General features: G+C 56.4%; 15 protein-coding genes. 4 read left to right on the top strand and 11 right to left on the bottom strand.

All coding sequences use genetic code 11. The annotated features are described in order from the left end of the window. Positions 1-58: 58 nt before the first annotated feature. The 8 genes from IEW18_RS14800 to IEW18_RS14765 form a co-directional block, all read right to left on the bottom strand. On the bottom strand, positions 59-2,008 hold the full coding sequence (locus IEW18_RS14800; protein WP_188558634.1) for a KUP/HAK/KT family potassium transporter: 1,950 nt from the start codon (positions 2,006-2,008) through the stop codon (positions 59-61). A gap of 133 nt (positions 2,009-2,141) precedes the next feature. Then, positions 2,142-2,741: a hypothetical protein gene (locus IEW18_RS14795; protein ID WP_188558633.1), complete on the bottom strand. Its 600-nt coding sequence runs from the start codon at positions 2,739-2,741 to the stop codon at positions 2,142-2,144. Positions 2,742-2,835: 94 nt separating this feature from the next. Then, complete coding sequence (bamJ, locus tag IEW18_RS14790) at positions 2,836-3,462, bottom strand: BamJ family beta-barrel-assembly machinery protein (RefSeq protein ID WP_188558632.1); 627 nt, start codon at positions 3,460-3,462, stop codon at positions 2,836-2,838. A gap of 263 nt (positions 3,463-3,725) precedes the next feature. Continuing rightward, a complete protein-coding gene (locus tag IEW18_RS14785) occupies positions 3,726-3,863 on the bottom strand; it encodes a hypothetical protein (RefSeq protein ID WP_188558631.1) in 138 nt (45 codons plus the stop codon). 353 nt (positions 3,864-4,216) lie between these two features. Next, the gene (locus IEW18_RS14780) at positions 4,217-5,041 is read right to left on the bottom strand and encodes a polysaccharide deacetylase family protein (RefSeq protein ID WP_188558630.1); all 825 of its coding nucleotides are present in this window, start codon (positions 5,039-5,041) and stop codon (positions 4,217-4,219) included. A 126-nt stretch (positions 5,042-5,167) separates the two neighbouring features. Beyond that, the gene (locus tag IEW18_RS14775; protein WP_188558629.1) at positions 5,168-6,274 is read right to left on the bottom strand and encodes an OmpA family protein; all 1,107 of its coding nucleotides are present in this window, start codon (positions 6,272-6,274) and stop codon (positions 5,168-5,170) included. Positions 6,275-6,568: 294 nt separating this feature from the next. Beyond that, positions 6,569-7,495 carry an FkbM family methyltransferase gene (locus IEW18_RS14770; protein ID WP_188558628.1) on the bottom strand — a complete coding sequence of 309 codons (927 nt, stop codon included), beginning with the start codon at positions 7,493-7,495 and terminating at the stop codon, positions 6,569-6,571. A gap of 115 nt (positions 7,496-7,610) precedes the next feature. Continuing rightward, positions 7,611-9,449, bottom strand: a complete 1,839-nt coding sequence (locus tag IEW18_RS14765; RefSeq protein ID WP_188558627.1) for a peptidoglycan D,D-transpeptidase FtsI family protein — start codon at positions 9,447-9,449, stop codon at positions 7,611-7,613. A gap of 207 nt (positions 9,450-9,656) precedes the next feature. On the opposite strand from IEW18_RS14765, the gene IEW18_RS14760 reads away from it, so the two are divergent. Further along, positions 9,657-10,106: a hypothetical protein gene (locus tag IEW18_RS14760; protein WP_188558626.1), complete on the top strand. Its 450-nt coding sequence runs from the start codon at positions 9,657-9,659 to the stop codon at positions 10,104-10,106. A gap of 103 nt (positions 10,107-10,209) precedes the next feature. Continuing rightward, positions 10,210-10,581 (top strand): STAS/SEC14 domain-containing protein, encoded by a 372-nt coding sequence (locus IEW18_RS14755; RefSeq protein WP_229728760.1) that lies wholly within the window; start codon positions 10,210-10,212, stop codon positions 10,579-10,581. A gap of 133 nt (positions 10,582-10,714) precedes the next feature. Here the strand turns inward: IEW18_RS14755 and IEW18_RS14750 are convergent, their stop codons facing one another. The 3 genes from IEW18_RS14750 to IEW18_RS14740 form a co-directional block, all read right to left on the bottom strand. Continuing rightward, entirely contained in the window at positions 10,715-12,148 is a 1,434-nt protein-coding gene (locus tag IEW18_RS14750; RefSeq protein ID WP_188558624.1) for an APC family permease, read from the bottom strand. Positions 12,149-12,257: 109 nt separating this feature from the next. Next, positions 12,258-12,713, bottom strand: a complete 456-nt coding sequence (locus tag IEW18_RS14745) for a DUF1572 family protein (protein ID WP_188558623.1) — start codon at positions 12,711-12,713, stop codon at positions 12,258-12,260. A 208-nt stretch (positions 12,714-12,921) separates the two neighbouring features. After that, entirely contained in the window at positions 12,922-14,721 is a 1,800-nt protein-coding gene (locus IEW18_RS14740) for a peptidoglycan D,D-transpeptidase FtsI family protein (protein WP_188558622.1), read from the bottom strand. A gap of 706 nt (positions 14,722-15,427) precedes the next feature. Between IEW18_RS14740 and IEW18_RS14735 the strand changes: the two genes are divergently transcribed. Together IEW18_RS14735 and IEW18_RS14730 are read left to right on the top strand one after the other, a co-directional pair. Beyond that, positions 15,428-15,916: a YciE/YciF ferroxidase family protein gene (locus IEW18_RS14735; RefSeq protein ID WP_188558621.1), complete on the top strand. Its 489-nt coding sequence runs from the start codon at positions 15,428-15,430 to the stop codon at positions 15,914-15,916. 546 nt (positions 15,917-16,462) lie between these two features. Then, positions 16,463-16,720 carry a hypothetical protein gene (locus tag IEW18_RS14730; protein WP_188558620.1) on the top strand — a complete coding sequence of 86 codons (258 nt, stop codon included), beginning with the start codon at positions 16,463-16,465 and terminating at the stop codon, positions 16,718-16,720. Positions 16,721-16,790 lie beyond the last annotated feature (70 nt).

Raw genomic sequence — 16,790 nt, 5'->3', positions numbered from 1 at the left:
GCGGGGCTTTTTGTTTGAAATATGTTCTGGCACCCAATGTTTTGGGTTGAACTGACAATTACTTGATGCGCTTAAGGGCTACCTCCCGCACGGGGGTAATAACTAACGGTACTTTCTCCACTTTCACCGAGCTGGTATCAAGGCCGAAATACTTGTCTTCGGAAGCAATGAACTGCTTGATGTAGAAGTAGGCCTGCATCACCAGCTTCTCGACCATGGGAAACTCGTTTTCCACCGAGAGAAACTTCTCCAGTACCACGAAGCGGAAGTCGCCGGTAACGTGCTGCTTGCTCAAGGACTCGTAGCGGGAGGTAATGTCCACTTCCTTGTTGCGCACCAGGTCTTCGACCACCTTGCGGAAGTACAGGTTGATGCGCTGCTCCACCCGGAAGCCCAGGCGGAACGTAATCCGGAACACGTCGTCGGGGGCCAGCTCGGTCACTTTGTATTCCATCGTGTAGGGCTCGTCGGTGGTATCTACGTGCACAAACCAGTAGATGTCGGCGCGCTTGGGCCGCTTCTGGAAGATGGAGTAGATAATCTTCGACTCGATTTCCGACTGCCGCTCCGCCGAGGACATGAACACCAGGTGGGTAGCATATTTCGACACCGACTCGTCGTTGGAAAGCTGCTTGAGCGCCTCAATGTAGGGGTCAATTTTCACGAACTCCGTCAGGCGCCGCTTAATGTAGTAGGCCCGCAGCCACACGTACATCACCGCCATCAGCGAAGAGCCAATGGCCAGCGAAACCCAGCCCCCGTGGGGAAACTTGATGAGGTTGGCAATCAGGAATGAGCCCTCAATGGCGCCATACACCAGCACGAAGAGCACTATAGCCGGCATGGGCACCCGCTTCATGTGCAGCCACGTGGTGAGCAGAATGGTGGTCATGAGCATGGTTAGCGTGATGGCCAGGCCATAGGCCGCTTCCATGTTCGTGGATTCCTGGAAGTACAGCACTACCCCAATGCAGCCTAGCAGGAGCAGCCGGTTCATGCTGGGCACGTAGAGCTGGCCCTTCACGTCAGTGGGGTAGTTGAGCCGCACTTTAGGCCACATGTTCAGGCGAATAGCTTCCGCTACCAGCGTGAACGAGCCCGTAATCAACGCCTGCGAGGCAATAATGGCGGCAATGGTAGCAATGCCAATTCCGATAAGCAGGAACCACTGGGGCATCAGGGCATAGAAGGGGCTCCGACCGTCCAGCATCTGGCCCTGGTGAGCCAGCAGCCACGCTCCCTGGCCCAAGTAGTTCAGAATCAGGGTGGTTTTTACGAACACCCAACTGATGCGGATGTTGCCCTTGCCGCAGTGGCCCAGGTCAGAATACAGCGCCTCGGCCCCGGTAGTACACAGGAACACCGAGCCCAGCAGCCAGAACCCGCCCGGGTACTCGGCCAGCAGCTCGTAGGCGTAGTAAGGGTTAATGGCTTTCAGAATATCCGGGTTCTGCACAATCCAGCTCACGCCCAGCACGCCCAGCATGGTAAACCACAGCAGCATAATCGGCCCGAAGGCCTTGCCTACAATCTGGGTACCAAAGCTTTGCAGCAGAAACAGGCCCGCAATAATGCCGATGACAATGGGCACCGTAGGAATGTCGGGCTTCACGGCCCGTAGTCCTTCAATGGCTGACGATACGGAAATCGGAGGGGTAATAACCCCGTCGGCCAGCAGGGCCGCGCCGCCCACAATGGCCACGGCCGACAGCCAGGCCCCGCGCCGCCGCACCAGGGCGTAGAGCGAGAAAATGCCCCCTTCCCCGTTGTTGTCGGCATTGAGGGTCAGGATTACGTACTTGACGGTTGTTTGCAACGTCAGGGTCCAGAGCACGCAGGATATGGCGCCCAGCACGAGGTTGGCTTCAATCAGGTTGGGCACCCGGGCGCTTTTCAGGATGGCGCTCATCACGTACAGCGGGGAAGTCCCGATGTCGCCGTAGATAATGCCCAGGGCAATGAGCAAGCCAGCCGTCGAAATGGCGGTATGCGAGTGTTTGGCGTCCATGTGAGGAGGAAGAGAGTGAGGATAGCCGTTTTTAATAAGCGGGGCCAAAGGTAGTAGTTGCACACGAATGCGGCGCTTCAACCTCGGCGCGCTTACGTAGGCACCGGTAAAAAGTGACAGCCCGTCCGTAAGATTAGGAGCCGACCGGTGCCTCCGGCCCCGAAAAAGCCGACCGTTCGGCCTCGTGCAGCCAGTAAGCCGCCGCGGCCGCCGCCTCGTTGTGGCGCTGCCGGATGCGGTAGTTAGCCTCGCTGGCCAGCTGCTGCCAGCTGCGGGCGGGGCCAGAAAAAGCGAAGTGGCGCGCCTCGCGGCCGGGCCGGTGCAGCCGCCAGCGGTTGGTGCCCCGGGCTCCCCACACCAGGAGCAGAGCGCCTGCGGCCATGCCCAGGGCGGCCGGCATAGTATGCAGCCAAAATTGCAGGTAGCCCAACATAAAGCCGCAGAGCACTAACCCGCCCCCGAGCACGCCCAGCAGCCAGCGCACCGGCTGCACATCAACCCCTTCCAGCTCACGCCAGCCAAACAGCTCGTCGTTGATTTCCAGCCCGTCGTTGGTGAGGGCTACCCGGCTGTCTTCGCTGCGCAACGTTGGGAAGTGCTGCGGCGGCGCCGGCGGGAGGGGGCGAAAACCCAGCTCCGCTTCCTGCCCTAGCTCGGGGCCGTTGGCGGCCGCCGGGGCGGAAGGTGGGTTTTCTGGTTCAGAAGCAGGTGGAAAGGAAGTAGAATCAGGCATAGTCGAAAAAGCCCCGCCGGCCGTGGCAGTCAGCGCCCACCGGGGGGCACAACACTATGCACGGCTCCAGCGGGGCTGGCACTCGAAGAAAAGCTTAATTATTTACTTTCAGCAGCTCCACGTCGAAGATGAGAGCCGAGTCCGGACCGATGTCGCGGCCGGCGCCGCGCTTGCCGTAGGCCAGGTCCGAGGGGATGTACAGGCGCCATTTCGAGCCTTCGGGCATCAGCTGTAGGGCTTCTGTCCAGCCCGCAATTACCTGGTTTACCCCAAAGGTAGCGGGCTGGCCGCGCTGGTAGGAGCTGTCGAACACGGTGCCGTTGGTAAGCGTGCCGTGGTAGTGCGTCGTCACCGACGAGCCCGGGCCGGGCTTGCGGCCGCTACCTTCCTTCAGCACTTCGTACTGCAGGCCGCTGGGCAGGGTAGTAATGCCGGGCTTGGCGGAATTTTCTTTCAGGAAGGCTTCGCCTTCGGCTTTGTTGTTGCTCATATCAGAGGAGTCTTGGTTGGCTTCTTCGTGGGCTTCCATCTGCTGCTGCAGCTGCTGCATGGCGCTTTGCATCTGCTCGGGCGTCAGGCGACTAGGCTCGCCGCCGAGGGCTTCCTTCATGCTCTGGGCAAATACGTCAATGTCCAGATCCAGGCCTTGCTGGGCGAAGTTGCGGGCCATGTCGCGCCCGATGATGTAGCTGATTTGCTCTTTCAAGCCGGTCAGATTCATAAATCACAGTTTGTGCTCCTGGGGGGGAAAGCCGCCGGGCGTTTGCCGAGGCCATGCTCACCCAGGTAAGCAGGTGAAGGGATGCCCGGCGGCCCACCCTGGGCCGCCGTTCCTGTGAAGTACCGAAAACCGGCGCGAATGGATGTTGTTTTTTTTGGCTGCGTTGGTAAGTCCCTGATTTTGACCTCGGCTTTGTTCCGGCTTAAACGCAACAAACCCCGCTGAGTAGGCGGGGTCTGCAGAAAAACAAGGCCAGCGGCTCCCTAGCAGAAGTGTAACTCTTCCTCGTCGCGCAAGTCAAAAAACAGGTTCAGGTCGCGCACCTGAGCGGCCAGGAAGCTCAATGAGCCAATACCTCCGAGAACGAGCAGCGAAGAAACGGCAGCAGTGGTCTTTTTCATGGTGTTGTATGTATGTTAAAGTAAGTCAGCCGGTTGAATGCAAAGATACTACGCAGTTATTACATAAATGTTATGCAAGCATCATTATTTGTGTGCTTGACAACCGGGCGCGCCCACGAGTTTCAGTGCGGTCAAGTGCGTTTGCAATGGGCCGTGCGAAAGAGATTCAAAAAGAAAACCAGCTCGAGGCTAGGGTAGCTGACTCAGGAGCTATGAGGCTCTCGTGCAGCGTGCCGCCTACCACGTACAGGGGAGTCAGCAGGTAGTTCTCGCCCGACAACCGGGTGCGCAGGCAGCCGTGTACTTAACCTGAGCCAGGCTTACTAGGCTATGGTGCCCAGGTACTTTGAATTCTATTTGCCACTACTGGCGCTGCTCTGGTTGGCCTTTATTTTCTCGGCTACTTCTACCATCGGGGCCACCCAAATATCCCGCTCATGCGCTTTGAGGTAGCGCAGCAGCTGCCGGTGCGCGGCCAACTCCACGTTCAGGCTATGGCCGCCGCCTACGCCGTGAAACAGAAACACGAGCAGGGCGCCCGAGCGTTGGGCCTGCCTCACCAAATCAACCAGGTAGTCGCCCGACTGCCCATTAATCATGTAGCTGTTGATGTTAGCCAGGTCAACCTGGGCCATCGGTTGCAGGCCCGCCGAAACTCCCCGCGCCGCCACAAAGTCGGGTTTAAGTTGCTCGTAGAAGTACACGCCCCCAATTTGCCGGTCGCCGCAGGGGTAGGCGAAGGTGCGGGCGGTTTTGCCGTCAATGGCCTTGAGCAGCACGTTGTTGACGCGCACCTCGCTCACCGCCCGGCTGATGGTGTACTTGCTCAGGTCATTATCGGGCGTTACGAAGCTGCGGCCGGGCAGGCTGCCGTCGCAGGGGTGCATGAGGGCGTGGTTGCCGAGCTCGTGCCCCCGCTGGGCTGCCCGGCGCCACTCGGGCAGGCGGGCAGCCACTACCGGCGAGGACCCAATCAGGTAGAATGTGCCCCGCAGCTTCACCGAGTCGAGGGCGGGTATCACGTGGTCCAGATCATCAGCAATGGCGTCGTCGTACGTGAGCACCACGGCGCACTGCTTGTTATTCCAGGGGCCCGGGGCTTTGGTTTGGGCGCGGCTGCCGGGGCTGGCGGTTAAAACCAGCAGGGCTGTCAGTGCCAGAGGGGTAGGGAAGTTCATTCTAGGTGATATCAGGTAGATTCGCTGTTGCGCCTTTCCGCAAGCACTGCGTCGGGACAAGAACAACTAAAAGAACATCAGTTTACCGTTTTCTGGCTACATGGCACACCAAGTTGGGCAATCTTCTTACGACTTTTCCTCGCTGACTTCCACGCGCCGGTTGCGGGCATCGGGGGAGGGGTAGAGGGGGCGGGAGTCGCCGTAGCCGATGGTGCTGATGCGGCTGGCCTCAACCCCGGCCTTTATCAGCTCGGCTTTCACTGCCTCGGCGCGTTGCTCCGAAAGCACCAGGTTCTTCTGGGGCTCACCGATTTTGTCGGTATGGCCGGCCACGCGCAGCTTGAGCAGTGGATGGGCTTTTAGCTCGGCGGCTAGCTGCTCGAGGGCTGGGCGGCTTTCCGGCAGCAGCTCGGCCGTTCCCAGCTTAAAAAGTACCGTGGGGAGTACCACGGGCGTCGGAGCCAGGAGCGGGGCTGGCGCGCGGCGGACCGTATCCGGGCGGACCGTATCCGGGCGGGCCGTATCGGGGCGCACGGGGGCCGGCGAAAGTACCGGCGGAGCGGAAGCAGCTCGCTTGGGAGCCGGGGCGCCGGTTACTTGTATGGTAATGGGTACCACGGGACTTTGACTGGTGGGGTAGTACCCCTGCGTGAGGTAGAAGGTAGTGGTTTTGCTGAGCGTAATGCGGTAGCTGTTACCGGCTGTAAGCGGCTTTTTGAGGTCGGCATCCGCAAACCAGAGCACATTGCGCCCCGACACGCGGATGGTGCTGGCCGCGTTAGCCGCTACCTTGGCCGCCGACTTGAGCTTAATCCGGTAGAGGGTGAAGGCGCCAAAATCACAGTCGCCCACGGGCTGGTAGGTGGCGCGGCCGGTCAGCTTTTCCTGCTGGGCATCATAGGTGAAGGTAACGGAGCCCTCGCACCAGTGGCTGAAGGGCGAGCGGCCGGTTTCGTTGAGCTTACGGACGTGCTCGAGGCGCAGGCCCGTGCGAGAAGGGGTAGCCCGCACCTGAAACGTTACCGTTGTACGCGGCTGGCCGCCCACTTCCTGGTAGAGCACGCCAAATAAGCCGCTGCCCTTTCCTTTCTGCACCCGCAGGACCGCCGGCCAGTAGCCTTCCCGGTCCCCGGTATCCGTTTCCACGCCCTGCCAGATGCCCGCCAGAGACTGGGCGCGTAGTGGTGCCGCTGGCAGCAACAGAATAAGAGTTAACCAAACACTGCGTTTCATGGCACCTGCGTAAGCATAAGCTGTTTCGAAGCATGGCCGCGGGGCAGGAGCGCAAGCCATGCCGGGCCCCGGGCGGAGCGTTGCCGCTGGTAACGCTCCGCCTGGCAACTCGAATATCCGACGCGGTCGAATTTTTCTTAACCTCTTACATTGAGCGTGGGGCTACACTAATGAATTTAATGAAGAATAATGTTGATTTACACTGTCTTTCTAAAGACATTGCTAAACAGTTCTACACTAATATATTCTGAAAGTAATTTTAAAATTACGCTTATATAAACATGGGTATATTTCTTAAGTTTCCTTAGTGCCGTATACCCAGTCGTCAATGTAATCTTTGCCTGTACTCTGACTCACAATGACATACCCATTGCGTTTAAGATACTCACTTACTATAGCTTTGGTGCGAAAAAACTTATTTCCTTCCTTAGCATAACGGAAGTCGTGACAGGAAATAGCCACGTGTTTAATATCTAATTCAGGCCGTTCAAACGCTTTAGATAAAAACCGTTCTGCACCTTCAATATTGACTTTAAGTAAATCAATTCGACGAATAGAGTGAGTGGTGCAAAAGTCTTGTAGAGGTAGGCCTTGTACTTCATAAGTAGTGCCTTTATTTATGTTGTTTAACGAGGATGCTAAATACGTGTCTGGCGCGTCGTCAATGCTAACGAATTCGTGCTGTTCATTGATGGCAATATTGGATAGAATAACATTCGTAAAACCGTTAAGTCTAATGACTTCCTGTAATACCTGATATACAATTGGGTTAGCCTCTATGGCATACACTTTGCCCTCTGCTGCTACTAAATCAGCGTAAATAGATGTTTCCTCACCTAAACCAGCCCCAACGTCTAATACTACATCGCCTGGCTTGGGTTGGTAGAATTTACAACTTATATTTGCTACCTCCTGCGCTAATAAGGGCTTATGCAAATACCAGTTAAATGATTCAGATGCTATGTTAAAATCGTCTACATTATAAATGAAAAATCTCCCGTTATTGTAGATGTTTAATTTTTTTAGACTTATATTATTGCTTAAGTAACCCAGCTTACAGATTAGAAAAAGTAGATGCTTGTTATGTACTATTTTTGCGACTTGCATATAATCGAGTTTTGTAGTAAAAACTAAAGGGGTCTTACAATGATGACAACCTGTCACTAGCAGATGCTGCGGTAATATAATAATAAATTTATATCTGATTTTGATGATTTGCATAACAGCTTGATGATTGGAAGCATAGCTAGGTAACAGTCTAGCACAAAAGAGACTACTTGCCCTGTTGCAAGACTAGATCCGTTTGGAATAAATTTGGAGTGAAATGCTCCTCACACTAAATACGCGAGGTGCACCCGCTCTGCGCCCGCCGCTGAATACGCTTTTCCCAGCGCTTGCGCTTGGGTGCAATGTAGCCGCGCAGGTATTTCTCCATCACCAGCGTGGCGCAGGGCGCGGCGGCCGTGGCCCCAAAACCGGCGTTTTCAAGGTAAACGGCCACTACAATCCGGGGTTTGTCGGCCGGGGCAAAGCCGACGAAGGCGGCGTGGTCGTCGCCCTCATCATTTTCCACGGTGCCGGTTTTGCCGGCCACGGTAATGCCCACGTCCGAGAGGCTGGACGCATCGGCCGTGCCACCGCGTTGCAGCACGGCCACCATGCCCGGCACCAGGGCCGCGAAATGGACGCTGTCGATGAGGGTACGGTGCTTTTCCAGAAAGCGCGGCAGCGGGCCGCTTTTCTCTACGCTACGCACCAGGTGGGGCGCGTAGTACCAGCCGCGGTTGGCAATGATGGCCGCCATGTTCGCCATTTGCAGGCCCGTAAGGTTGATTTCGCCCTGCCCAATGCTGAGCGAGTAAATGGAGCGGTAGGTCCAGCGGGTGGTGCGGCGGGCTTTGTCGTAGTAGGCGGGGGTAGGCAGAAAGCCCGGGGCTTCCCGGGGAAGGTCCACGCCCAGCACCGAGTCTAGCCCGAACGAGCGGGCATGGCGGCTCCAGAGCGCCAGGTTGGCGTGCCGGGCTGCTACCGTATCTACGGCTAGGCTGTCGGGCAGGCGGTTAATCAGGTGCTGCATCACCTGGTAGAAGTAGGGGTTGCAGCTGTACTTCAGGCCCAAAGTCAGATTCTTGCCCGGGGGGTGGCGGTGTACGCAGCTAACCAGCGACTGGTCGCAGCGGAAGGCGGTAGTGGGGCTGATGGCGCCCAGCTGCAGGGCCACGGCGGCATTCACCAGCTTAAAGACCGAGCCGGGCGGGTTAGCCAGCATGGCCGGCCGGTTCAGCAAGGGCATGTCTTCGTGCTCCAGCAGCTCGGCGCGCACCCCGGCCTGGTCGGGCGCCGTGAGGGTAGCCGCGTTATACACCGGCGCCGACACGTAGGCCAGGATTTCTCCGGTGCGCGGGTCCAGGGCCACGAGGTAGCCGCGGCGGTTGCCCAGGAGTTTCTCGGCGTAGGCCTGCAGCTTCACGTCGATGGTCAGGTGCAGGTCCTGGCCTTGCTGGAAGGTAGTGTCCTGGGCCCAGCTGCCGTGGGTCCGGCCTTTGGCATCTACCAAGGGGTGGAGGTAGCCGTGGCGGCCCCTGAGCAGGCCGTTGTAGTAGGTTTCCACGCCGCCGTTGCGCAGCCGGTAAAAGCGGCCGCGCCGGTATCGTTTGGCCTGGCGGTAGAAAGTCTGGGCCTCGGCGCTCAGGTAGCCCAGCACGGGAGCCGCCGCGCCGGTGGTGTAGCTGCGCTGGCGGCGCTCGGTTACGGTTAGCATCGGCCAGTTGGCGCTGTCGCGGCGGACTCGCTTGGCTTCGGTGGCAGTAAGTCGGAGCTGCACGGGGTAGCCGGGTGGGGCATCCGGGTAGGGCAGGGCATCGGCAATGCGTTGCCGAACGGTAGTGGAATCCCAGCCCAGCAGCTGGCCCAGGGCCAGAGTATCGAGCGGGGGCCGACGCGGCAGCTTCAGCAGGTAGTACAAGCGGGTATCTACCAGCACCGAGTCGTTGCGGTCGAGCACCCGGCCCCGGATAAGGGAGTCCGCCACCACTATACGCCGCCGGGAATAGACTTCCCCGGTTGTGGGGTCCGGCGACGATTGGCCGGTCTGCTGGTCGGGGGAGGAGCAGGCGGCCAGCACCACAAGCAAAGCTAGTAGCCTATTTTCCCACCAAATGAAAGCCGTGCGCATGGGGTAAAGCTAGACAATTGCCACACTTCGGCCCCGCGCTTTTCGATTAACCAAGCTGCTCACTACCTCAAGCAAGCCGTAAACCAGGCCGGCTGTTTAGGCGGAGCTGGAATGGAGTGCACCTTGCAAGTTCATGTTAGCAAGTAGGCAGGTACAGAACCACCCTGCCTGAAAACAAGCTCGACCAGGAAACCGTACTGGACCTTTATGGTAGAAAAAGCTATTCTAGAGGAAGCCTACGCTACGGTACTGGCTGACGCGGGCACACCCTGTATTGTAGTACAGCTGCATGGTTTTGCCAACCGGGAGCAGTTTAAGCACATGATGAACACGGGGCTGGAATATTTCCAGGCCAACACTACCCCGCAGCAGCCCTGGGGCTGGATTGCCGATACACGCCGCATGAGCGCCATTCATAACGAGATTCAGCAGTGGCTGGCCCAGGATTGGAACGTGCGGGCCTACCGGGCGGGCCTGCGCGAAATGAGCATTGTTACCTCCGAAAATATTATTGGCCAGCTGGCAACCCAACAGTACGCCCAGCTAGCCGTGGCGCAGCCCGAAACGTATGTGCTGGAACCCGTATATTATCCGTCGTTGGAGGACGCCAAGCAGGGCGTCAGGAAAAGAGCCGCAAGGCTCAGCGCTGAACAATAGCCCGTGCAACCTATGTGCAGGCAGTTTGCTCATACATCTTTGATTTCGAACCGAGGTATTTATGCAAGAGTTGAAAACACCCCTGGGCCGGGTTTACCTGACTGTGGAAACTGATCATGACAACCAGTGGATACGGGTAAACTGGCAAGGCTACTTAACCGCCGACAGTATTCAGGAGGGAGCCAAGGCCTACACTGCCGCGCTAGCCAAAGCAGGCTTCTCCTGCGTTCTAAACGATACTCGCGCCGTGCGCGGGCCCTGGGACCATTCCATGGATTGGGTCATCAACGAATGGGCGCCCAATGCCGCCGCGGCCGGCATGCGCTACTTCGCCCTGATTTCCACCCCAGAAACTCTCGCCGACGGCTCCGCGGCCAACTTCTACGCCCAACTCAAAGCTTTTCACGCCGAGGTCTTCGACAACACCGAAGAGGCCGAGCAGTGGCTACGCCGCGTGTGCCCCCCTGAAAAATAAACCACCCAGATTCCGGCACGTAGCCTTGGTTTGCTACCAAGGCGGCTTTAATCGGTGGTCTTTTTCAGGGACTAGGTTAGAAACTATCCTGCGCGACGCTTGTGCCAGAAGAAAAGGCACTCTTGCCCTTAACCTAGGTGCCTGTATTAGTGGTTTTTATCGGCTGCAGCCGGGCTTGTTGCCGACGTAAATACACGAAAAACGGCAGTCCAGTCAGTATCAACCCCAGGCCCGAAAGCGACTGGGTAGGTTGGGTAAGTACCGTGTGGCCGGTGAATGTAAGGGCGAACAGAATAAGGATTATTTGCACGAAGGGGTAGCCGGGCACCGGGCCGGGGATGCGCCCTTGGCGCTTCATTTTAACCACCGCTACGGCCAGCAAGCCATAAAATAGAAAGGTGGCGAAAATAACCAGGTCCGTCAGGCGCTCGAAGGTACCGGAGACAACCAACAGGCTGCTCCAGGTGAGGGTGAAAAACAGAGCCCGGTAGGGGGTGCGGTAGCGCGGGTGCACCGTCGCGGCCGAGTGAAAGAAATACCCTTCCTGGGCCATGCGAAAGTGCACGCGGGTGTGGGAGAGTAATACCGAATTCAGCGTGCCGAATACGCTCACCAGAATCAGGACCGTCACGCCCGTTTTGCCCCACTTGCCCAGTAAGGACTCTGCTACCACGGCCGCCCCAATTTCGTTAGGGCCTACCGCCGCCAGCTGGGCCAGGGGTAAGGTGCGCAGGTACATGTAGTTGATGAGCATGTACAGCACAATGGCCACGCTCACCCCGCCAACAATGGCCCGGGGAACATTGCGTCGCGGGTTTTTAATTTCGCCCGTAACAAAGGAAAGGTCCACCCAGCCGTCATAAGCCCAGAACACGCTGAGCAGGGCGCTAAAAAAGGCACTGGCCAGTGAGACTTCCCGTACGGGCCCTACCGGCGCCGTACCGCCGGAGTCCGGAGAAGCCAAAAACAAACCGGCGAGAATAAGCAGCAGAATGCCCGTGATTTTGGCCGCCGTAAACACATTGCTGAGCCGTCCACTGTCGCTCACTCCGCGGTAGTTTACCCAGGTAAGAGCCGCTACCGTGCCGATGGCCAGGAGCTTGATGCCGGAGTCGGCGAAGGGGTAAATCAGCCCGCCGATGGAAAGGTGCGCCCATGCCTCGGCCGGGTTGGGCAGGGGGAGCAGGGCGTTAACGGATTGGGCGAAAATAAACGCCAGCGCTGCCACCGAAGCAGAGCCGATGATGGCGAAATCCGTCCACCCAAACAGAAACGAAGCAAAATTGCCAAACGACAACCGCAGGTACTCATACACGCCGCCCGATTCTTCGGTGAGCGAGGCCATGCCCGACAGGTTTAGGGCCCCGCAGATGGTAATCAGGCCCGCCACTACCCAGGCCGCGAGAATCCACCCCGCGCTCAGGCCACTCTGCGCCAGCGGCACGATTTTCTTGAACACGCCGGAGCCAATCACAATGCCCGCCACCAGCAACGTGCCGCTTACTACCCCGAAGGCTCGAACCAGAGTAACGGGGGCGGCAAGGGCTGGCTTTTCTGAATCTTTCATGTTTCAAGGTAAACGGGGTTGCTACTGAGCAGCGCGATGTTGGTTTGCCATATGGATAGCGAAGCAGGCCCCGAGCCTTAACTCCTACCTATGCGCGTAGCTAAACAGGCTACTGCTGCCCGGAGTCGAGTAAGCGCCGGTGGTAATTAATCTGGCCCAAGTGATAGGCCAGATGAGTGGCCAGATGCACCAGGAAATATTCAGTCGATGTTTTCTGGTCAAAAACCAGGATTGGGTATTCCCGCGCCAACATGTCGGGGTTTACTTGCTTTAGTGATATATCTACTCTGCGGCTGGTGTCCTGTAGCATTGCCAGCAGCTCCAGCCGGGGAAGGTTTTTGAGCGAGAATTCTACTTCGCGGTACCGGAGATACGCTATACCACCCAGTTCAGCCCCGATATACGTATTCAGGTTGCCGACTACATGCAGGCATAGGTTGCCAGCCGAATTGCCTATACCTTTTTCAACGTGCCACATGATGTGCTCATCGTTGTACAAAGTGAGTTCTTGCTTCACTCGGTTCAGGTCACGTTGAAACAGGTGGCGGAGAGTATCAATCAGCATATACAGTAGGTCATTTGCTTGGACCAGCGCTTGGTTTTGCTTCGGGAGTCGCTTTAATGGCTATATCCTCCCCGGACATGATGCTAGTTACCCATGGTGTCTCGCTAGCTTGTCCAACGTCCCGAATGAAGGTAACTCAAACCTGCTCGGCTTCAGCTACGGTTAGGCAGCACAGCAGTAGCAACCTGCGAGTGTAGCCCAGTAACAGCTAGTAGCCATGCCGGGCCCGGCTCTGAATGCGGGCTTCCCAGCGCTTACGCTTAGGCGCGATGTAGCCGCGCAGGTACTTTTCCATGACTAACGCGGCGCAGGGCGCAGCGGCATCAGCGCCAAAGCCCCCGTTCTCAATGTACACGGCTACGGCTATTTGGGTATTCTCGGCCGGGGCGAAGCCCACGAAGGCGGCGTGGTCGTTGCCTTCGTCGTTTTCTACGGTGCCCGTTTTACCGGCCACCGTAATGCCCACATCAGCGAGGCTAGAGGCATCGGCTGTGCCTCCCTTCTGCATCACGGCCACCATACCAGGCACCAGGGCCGCGAAGTGGGCACTATCTACCAGAGTATAACGCTTCTGGGTAAAGCGCGGCAGTGGCCCACTGTCCCCGACGCTTCGTACCAAGTGAGGAGGGTAGTACCAGCCGCGGTTAGCAACAATGGCCGCCATATTGGCCATTTGTAGGCCTGTAAGGTTTATTTCGCCTTGGCCTATACTAAGGGAGTAGATAGAGCGGTACCGCCACCGGGTGGTGCCCCGGGCCTTGTCGTAATACTCGGGGGTAGGCAGGAAGCCCGGTGCCTCGCGTGGTATGTCTACCCCCAGCACGGAGTCGAGACCAAACGACCGAACGTAGCGCCGCCACTCGGCTAGGTTGACGTGGCGGGCAGCTACAGTGTCCTGCACCAAACTATCCGGCACGTAGTTGATGAGTTTCCCCATCACCTGGTAGAAGTAGGGGTTGCAGCTGTATTTGAGCCCGGCAATTAGGTTGCTGGGCGCCGGGTGACGATGCACACAGCTGACGAGTTTCTGGTCGCAGCGGAAACCGGTAGTAGGGGTGATAGAACCTAGTTGCAACGCCACGGCGGCATTCACCAGCTTAAACACGGAGCCGGGCGGATTGGCGCGCATAGCCGGCCGGTTAATCAGCGGCATGCCTTCCTGTTGCAGTAGCTTGGCGCGCACCCCAGCCAAATCGGGAGCGGTGATGGTAGCGGGCTTGTAGATGGGCGCCGACACGTAGGCCAGTATTTCCCCGGTACGTGGATCAAGGGCTACCAGGTACCCTTTACGGCGGCCCAGGAGTTGCTCGGCGTAGGCCTGGAGCTTTATATCAAGGGTCAGGTGCAGATCCTGGCCTTGCTGAAAGGTGGTGTCGGGTGCCCAACTGCCCTGCGTCTGGCCTTGCTCATCCACCAAGGGGTGTAGCGTGCCCCGGCGCCCGTTAAGAATGCCATTATAGTAGCCTTCTATACCACTGTTGCGCAGTTGGTAGAAACGGCCTCGGCGGTAGCGCTGAGCTTGGTTATAAAATGCCTCCGCCTCGGCTGCCATGTAGCCTAGCGCATGGGCGCCCACGCTGGTGGTGTAGGTGCGCTGGCGGCTTTCGGTTAGGGTGAGGGTAGGCCAGTCGCGGCTTTTGCGGCGTACCCGCGTTGCTTCGGCCGCCGTGAGTCGCAGCTGTACTGGGTAGCCCGCCGGGGCTTCCTCATACGGCAGGGCATCGGCAATGCGTCTCCGGATGGTAGTGGGGCCCCAACCCAGCAACTGGCCTAGCGCCAGCGTATCAAGCGGTGGTCGGCGCGGGAGTTTTAAGAGGTATTGCGGACGAGTGGCTACCAGTACCGAATCGTGGCGGTCCAGAATACGGCCGCGCTGGGGCACCTCGGGCAGCACGATGCGCCGCTTAATATAAACGATGCTCGTATCAGGAGCCTGAGGCGGGATGTCAGTTTGTTGTTGAAATGAGGAACAGGTGACCAGCACCAAAAACGCAGTAAGTAAACTCATTCTCCAAGTTGCAAACAGGTAAAGCCACGGATACCCGGGGTACTCTACGCAGTTGCCGAGTTTCTAGATGTGTTGGTCAAGTGGTCAAGCGTAGGTGGTTGGCTCTCAATTAATCATGTATAATGCTTGCCATACTACCTAGCTTACGACCTTCTCCAAGCTGCCTTACAGAACCAAGCCAAGCGTGCTCTGCTGGCTTGTGATAACCAGGTAAGCTGAGCGATAAGAGTTACCTACAGGATATTGTCATTTTCGGCTTAGACAGTCTGATTTGCTAGGCTTCAGCAGTGAGTTAACTAATACTTAATGTTCCCTTCCTGGTTCACCGCTAAGCGGCGGTTAAGTATTATTTAAGAACGATTTGCGCGGGAATGCTTTACGTTCTGTTTCGTAGCAATTTAGTTTGTGGCTAAGTGATATACTATTGATTTACAAGCTAATAACTATGTATAGAGCGTGGTGCCAGCACGCCTGTCTCTGTACGACTTTAGCAATTGGATTTAGGGAATAATAAGCGTTGAGCTTACTTCTTTACTGCAGGTGTTAAACTGATACCTTGGAAGTGTAAAATGTTGATAGTAAGCCCGCAAAGCAAAACAAATGCATAGAGCTTGTTGATGCCTGCAGAGGCGAACAAAGTGAAATAGGGGTCGTTGAAATAGCTGAGCAAGAGGCACTTGCTCTTGATCTTTTACTCTTCTGAGCTATGGAAACCGACGACCTAAAACAACTCATCAAAGATGGCTTATCGGCCCAGCAGGCCGGCAGCCAAGTGGCAGCCCAGGCCACCGACGAAATCCTCAACGATGCCACCCACCCGGAGTTGAAAGCCGCCCTGCAAGAAGGCAACGAAACCGCCAAGCAGTGGGCCCAGCGCATTGAGCAGGCCATTGCCGAAGTAGGCGGCGCCGAAAACCAGAACAATGAAATTCTGGAGGCCCACTACCGCGTGAGCAAGAAAATCCGGGCCAAAGCCACCTCCGACACCACGCGCGACCTGGGCATCATTGCCAGCGGCCAACTGGCCCTGCACTACTGGATTGCTTCCTTCGGCACAGTCGCCTCGTACGCCGCCTCCGCCGGCCTCACCCAAACCGAGCAAAACCTGAAAGCCTGCGTGCAGGAAGCCAAACAAGCCGACGACAAGCACACCGACATCGCCCAGCGGATACTAGCTGAGCAAGGCCAGGAATAAGGGAAGTTATCATTGCCGACTATAACGAAACCGCGCCGCTCGGATAACCCCAAGCGGCGCGGTACCGGCTTGCCGCTGGGGTGGATGGGAATGTTGGGGCTTCTGGCGAGGCCAGCCACGAGTTACGCTACGCCTAACTAACGATAGATGGAGAAGCCGAGCCAGTAAGCACTATCTTCGAAGCAAAAAAGTACAGCTTTGAAGAACATAATCTATTCGTCTAGAATAAAATCACTTTATATAGGTTATAGCGTTACGGGCGCAATTTTTTGCAGTTGCCTAGCTTATATGTTATTATTCAGGCCATTAGGAGAAGTTGAAGGGATTGGCATAGCTACTGCTAAGATAATGATATGGGGGCTGGGAAGCATATTTGTATTTTTTGCTTGTATGAGCATCGTCATGTTACTATCAATCCGTCTATTTGCAATAATTGATAATGAACTAATAATTACTTAGCCGCTGCAATTCAGGAAGAGAATAATAGAGCTCAATAAGATTGAAGCAATTGAAGAGCAAAAACTTAGAATAGATTCATCACATGATTTGAAAGACTTCAATGTATACCGAGGTAAGCAGGTTGTGATATTATGTCAAGGAGGAAAAATAATTAAAGTGAGTTCTTTTGAAATTGCAAACTATTATTCGTTTGTTGCTCACCTTCGTAATGAATTAAGAAAATACAAATGGCGGTTAGATGAAAATAAGCTCTCTAAGCTAGATAATAGCTGGGAAGGATATGGATGGTTAATTTTGATGATAGTATTAACTGTAGGTTTGTTGTATGGTTTGCTCGTTGCTTAATCTATACAGAAATAGTATTCGCAGTTAATGAAAAATGAAAACGGGTGCTACCTTGCTGAGGTAGCACCCG

It is taken from the genome of Hymenobacter glacieicola (assembly GCF_014640315.1).
Taxonomy (GTDB): domain Bacteria; phylum Bacteroidota; class Bacteroidia; order Cytophagales; family Hymenobacteraceae; genus Hymenobacter; species Hymenobacter glacieicola.
The sequence above is the reverse complement of the archived record's forward strand: the minus strand, read 5'-3'. Positions and strand labels throughout refer to the sequence as shown.

Excerpts from the sequence above, each read along its gene's own strand:
- IEW18_RS14800 (WP_188558634.1), bottom strand. The coding sequence starts at position 2,008 with ATGGACGCCAAACACTCGCATACCGCCATTTCGACGGCTGGCTTGCTC.
- IEW18_RS14795 (WP_188558633.1), bottom strand. The coding sequence starts at position 2,741 with ATGCCTGATTCTACTTCCTTTCCACCTGCTTCTGAACCAGAAAACCCA.
- bamJ (WP_188558632.1), bottom strand. The coding sequence starts at position 3,462 with ATGAATCTGACCGGCTTGAAAGAGCAAATCAGCTACATCATCGGGCGC.
- IEW18_RS14785 (WP_188558631.1), bottom strand. The coding sequence starts at position 3,863 with ATGAAAAAGACCACTGCTGCCGTTTCTTCGCTGCTCGTTCTCGGAGGT.
- IEW18_RS14780 (WP_188558630.1), bottom strand. The coding sequence starts at position 5,041 with ATGAACTTCCCTACCCCTCTGGCACTGACAGCCCTGCTGGTTTTAACC.
- IEW18_RS14775 (WP_188558629.1), bottom strand. The coding sequence starts at position 6,274 with ATGAAACGCAGTGTTTGGTTAACTCTTATTCTGTTGCTGCCAGCGGCA.
- IEW18_RS14770 (WP_188558628.1), bottom strand. The coding sequence starts at position 7,495 with ATGCAAATCATCAAAATCAGATATAAATTTATTATTATATTACCGCAG.
- IEW18_RS14765 (WP_188558627.1), bottom strand. The coding sequence starts at position 9,449 with ATGCGCACGGCTTTCATTTGGTGGGAAAATAGGCTACTAGCTTTGCTT.
- IEW18_RS14760 (WP_188558626.1), top strand. The coding sequence starts at position 9,657 with ATGGTAGAAAAAGCTATTCTAGAGGAAGCCTACGCTACGGTACTGGCT.
- IEW18_RS14750 (WP_188558624.1), bottom strand. The coding sequence starts at position 12,148 with ATGAAAGATTCAGAAAAGCCAGCCCTTGCCGCCCCCGTTACTCTGGTT.
- IEW18_RS14745 (WP_188558623.1), bottom strand. The coding sequence starts at position 12,713 with ATGCTGATTGATACTCTCCGCCACCTGTTTCAACGTGACCTGAACCGA.
- IEW18_RS14740 (WP_188558622.1), bottom strand. The coding sequence starts at position 14,721 with ATGAGTTTACTTACTGCGTTTTTGGTGCTGGTCACCTGTTCCTCATTT.
- IEW18_RS14735 (WP_188558621.1), top strand. The coding sequence starts at position 15,428 with ATGGAAACCGACGACCTAAAACAACTCATCAAAGATGGCTTATCGGCC.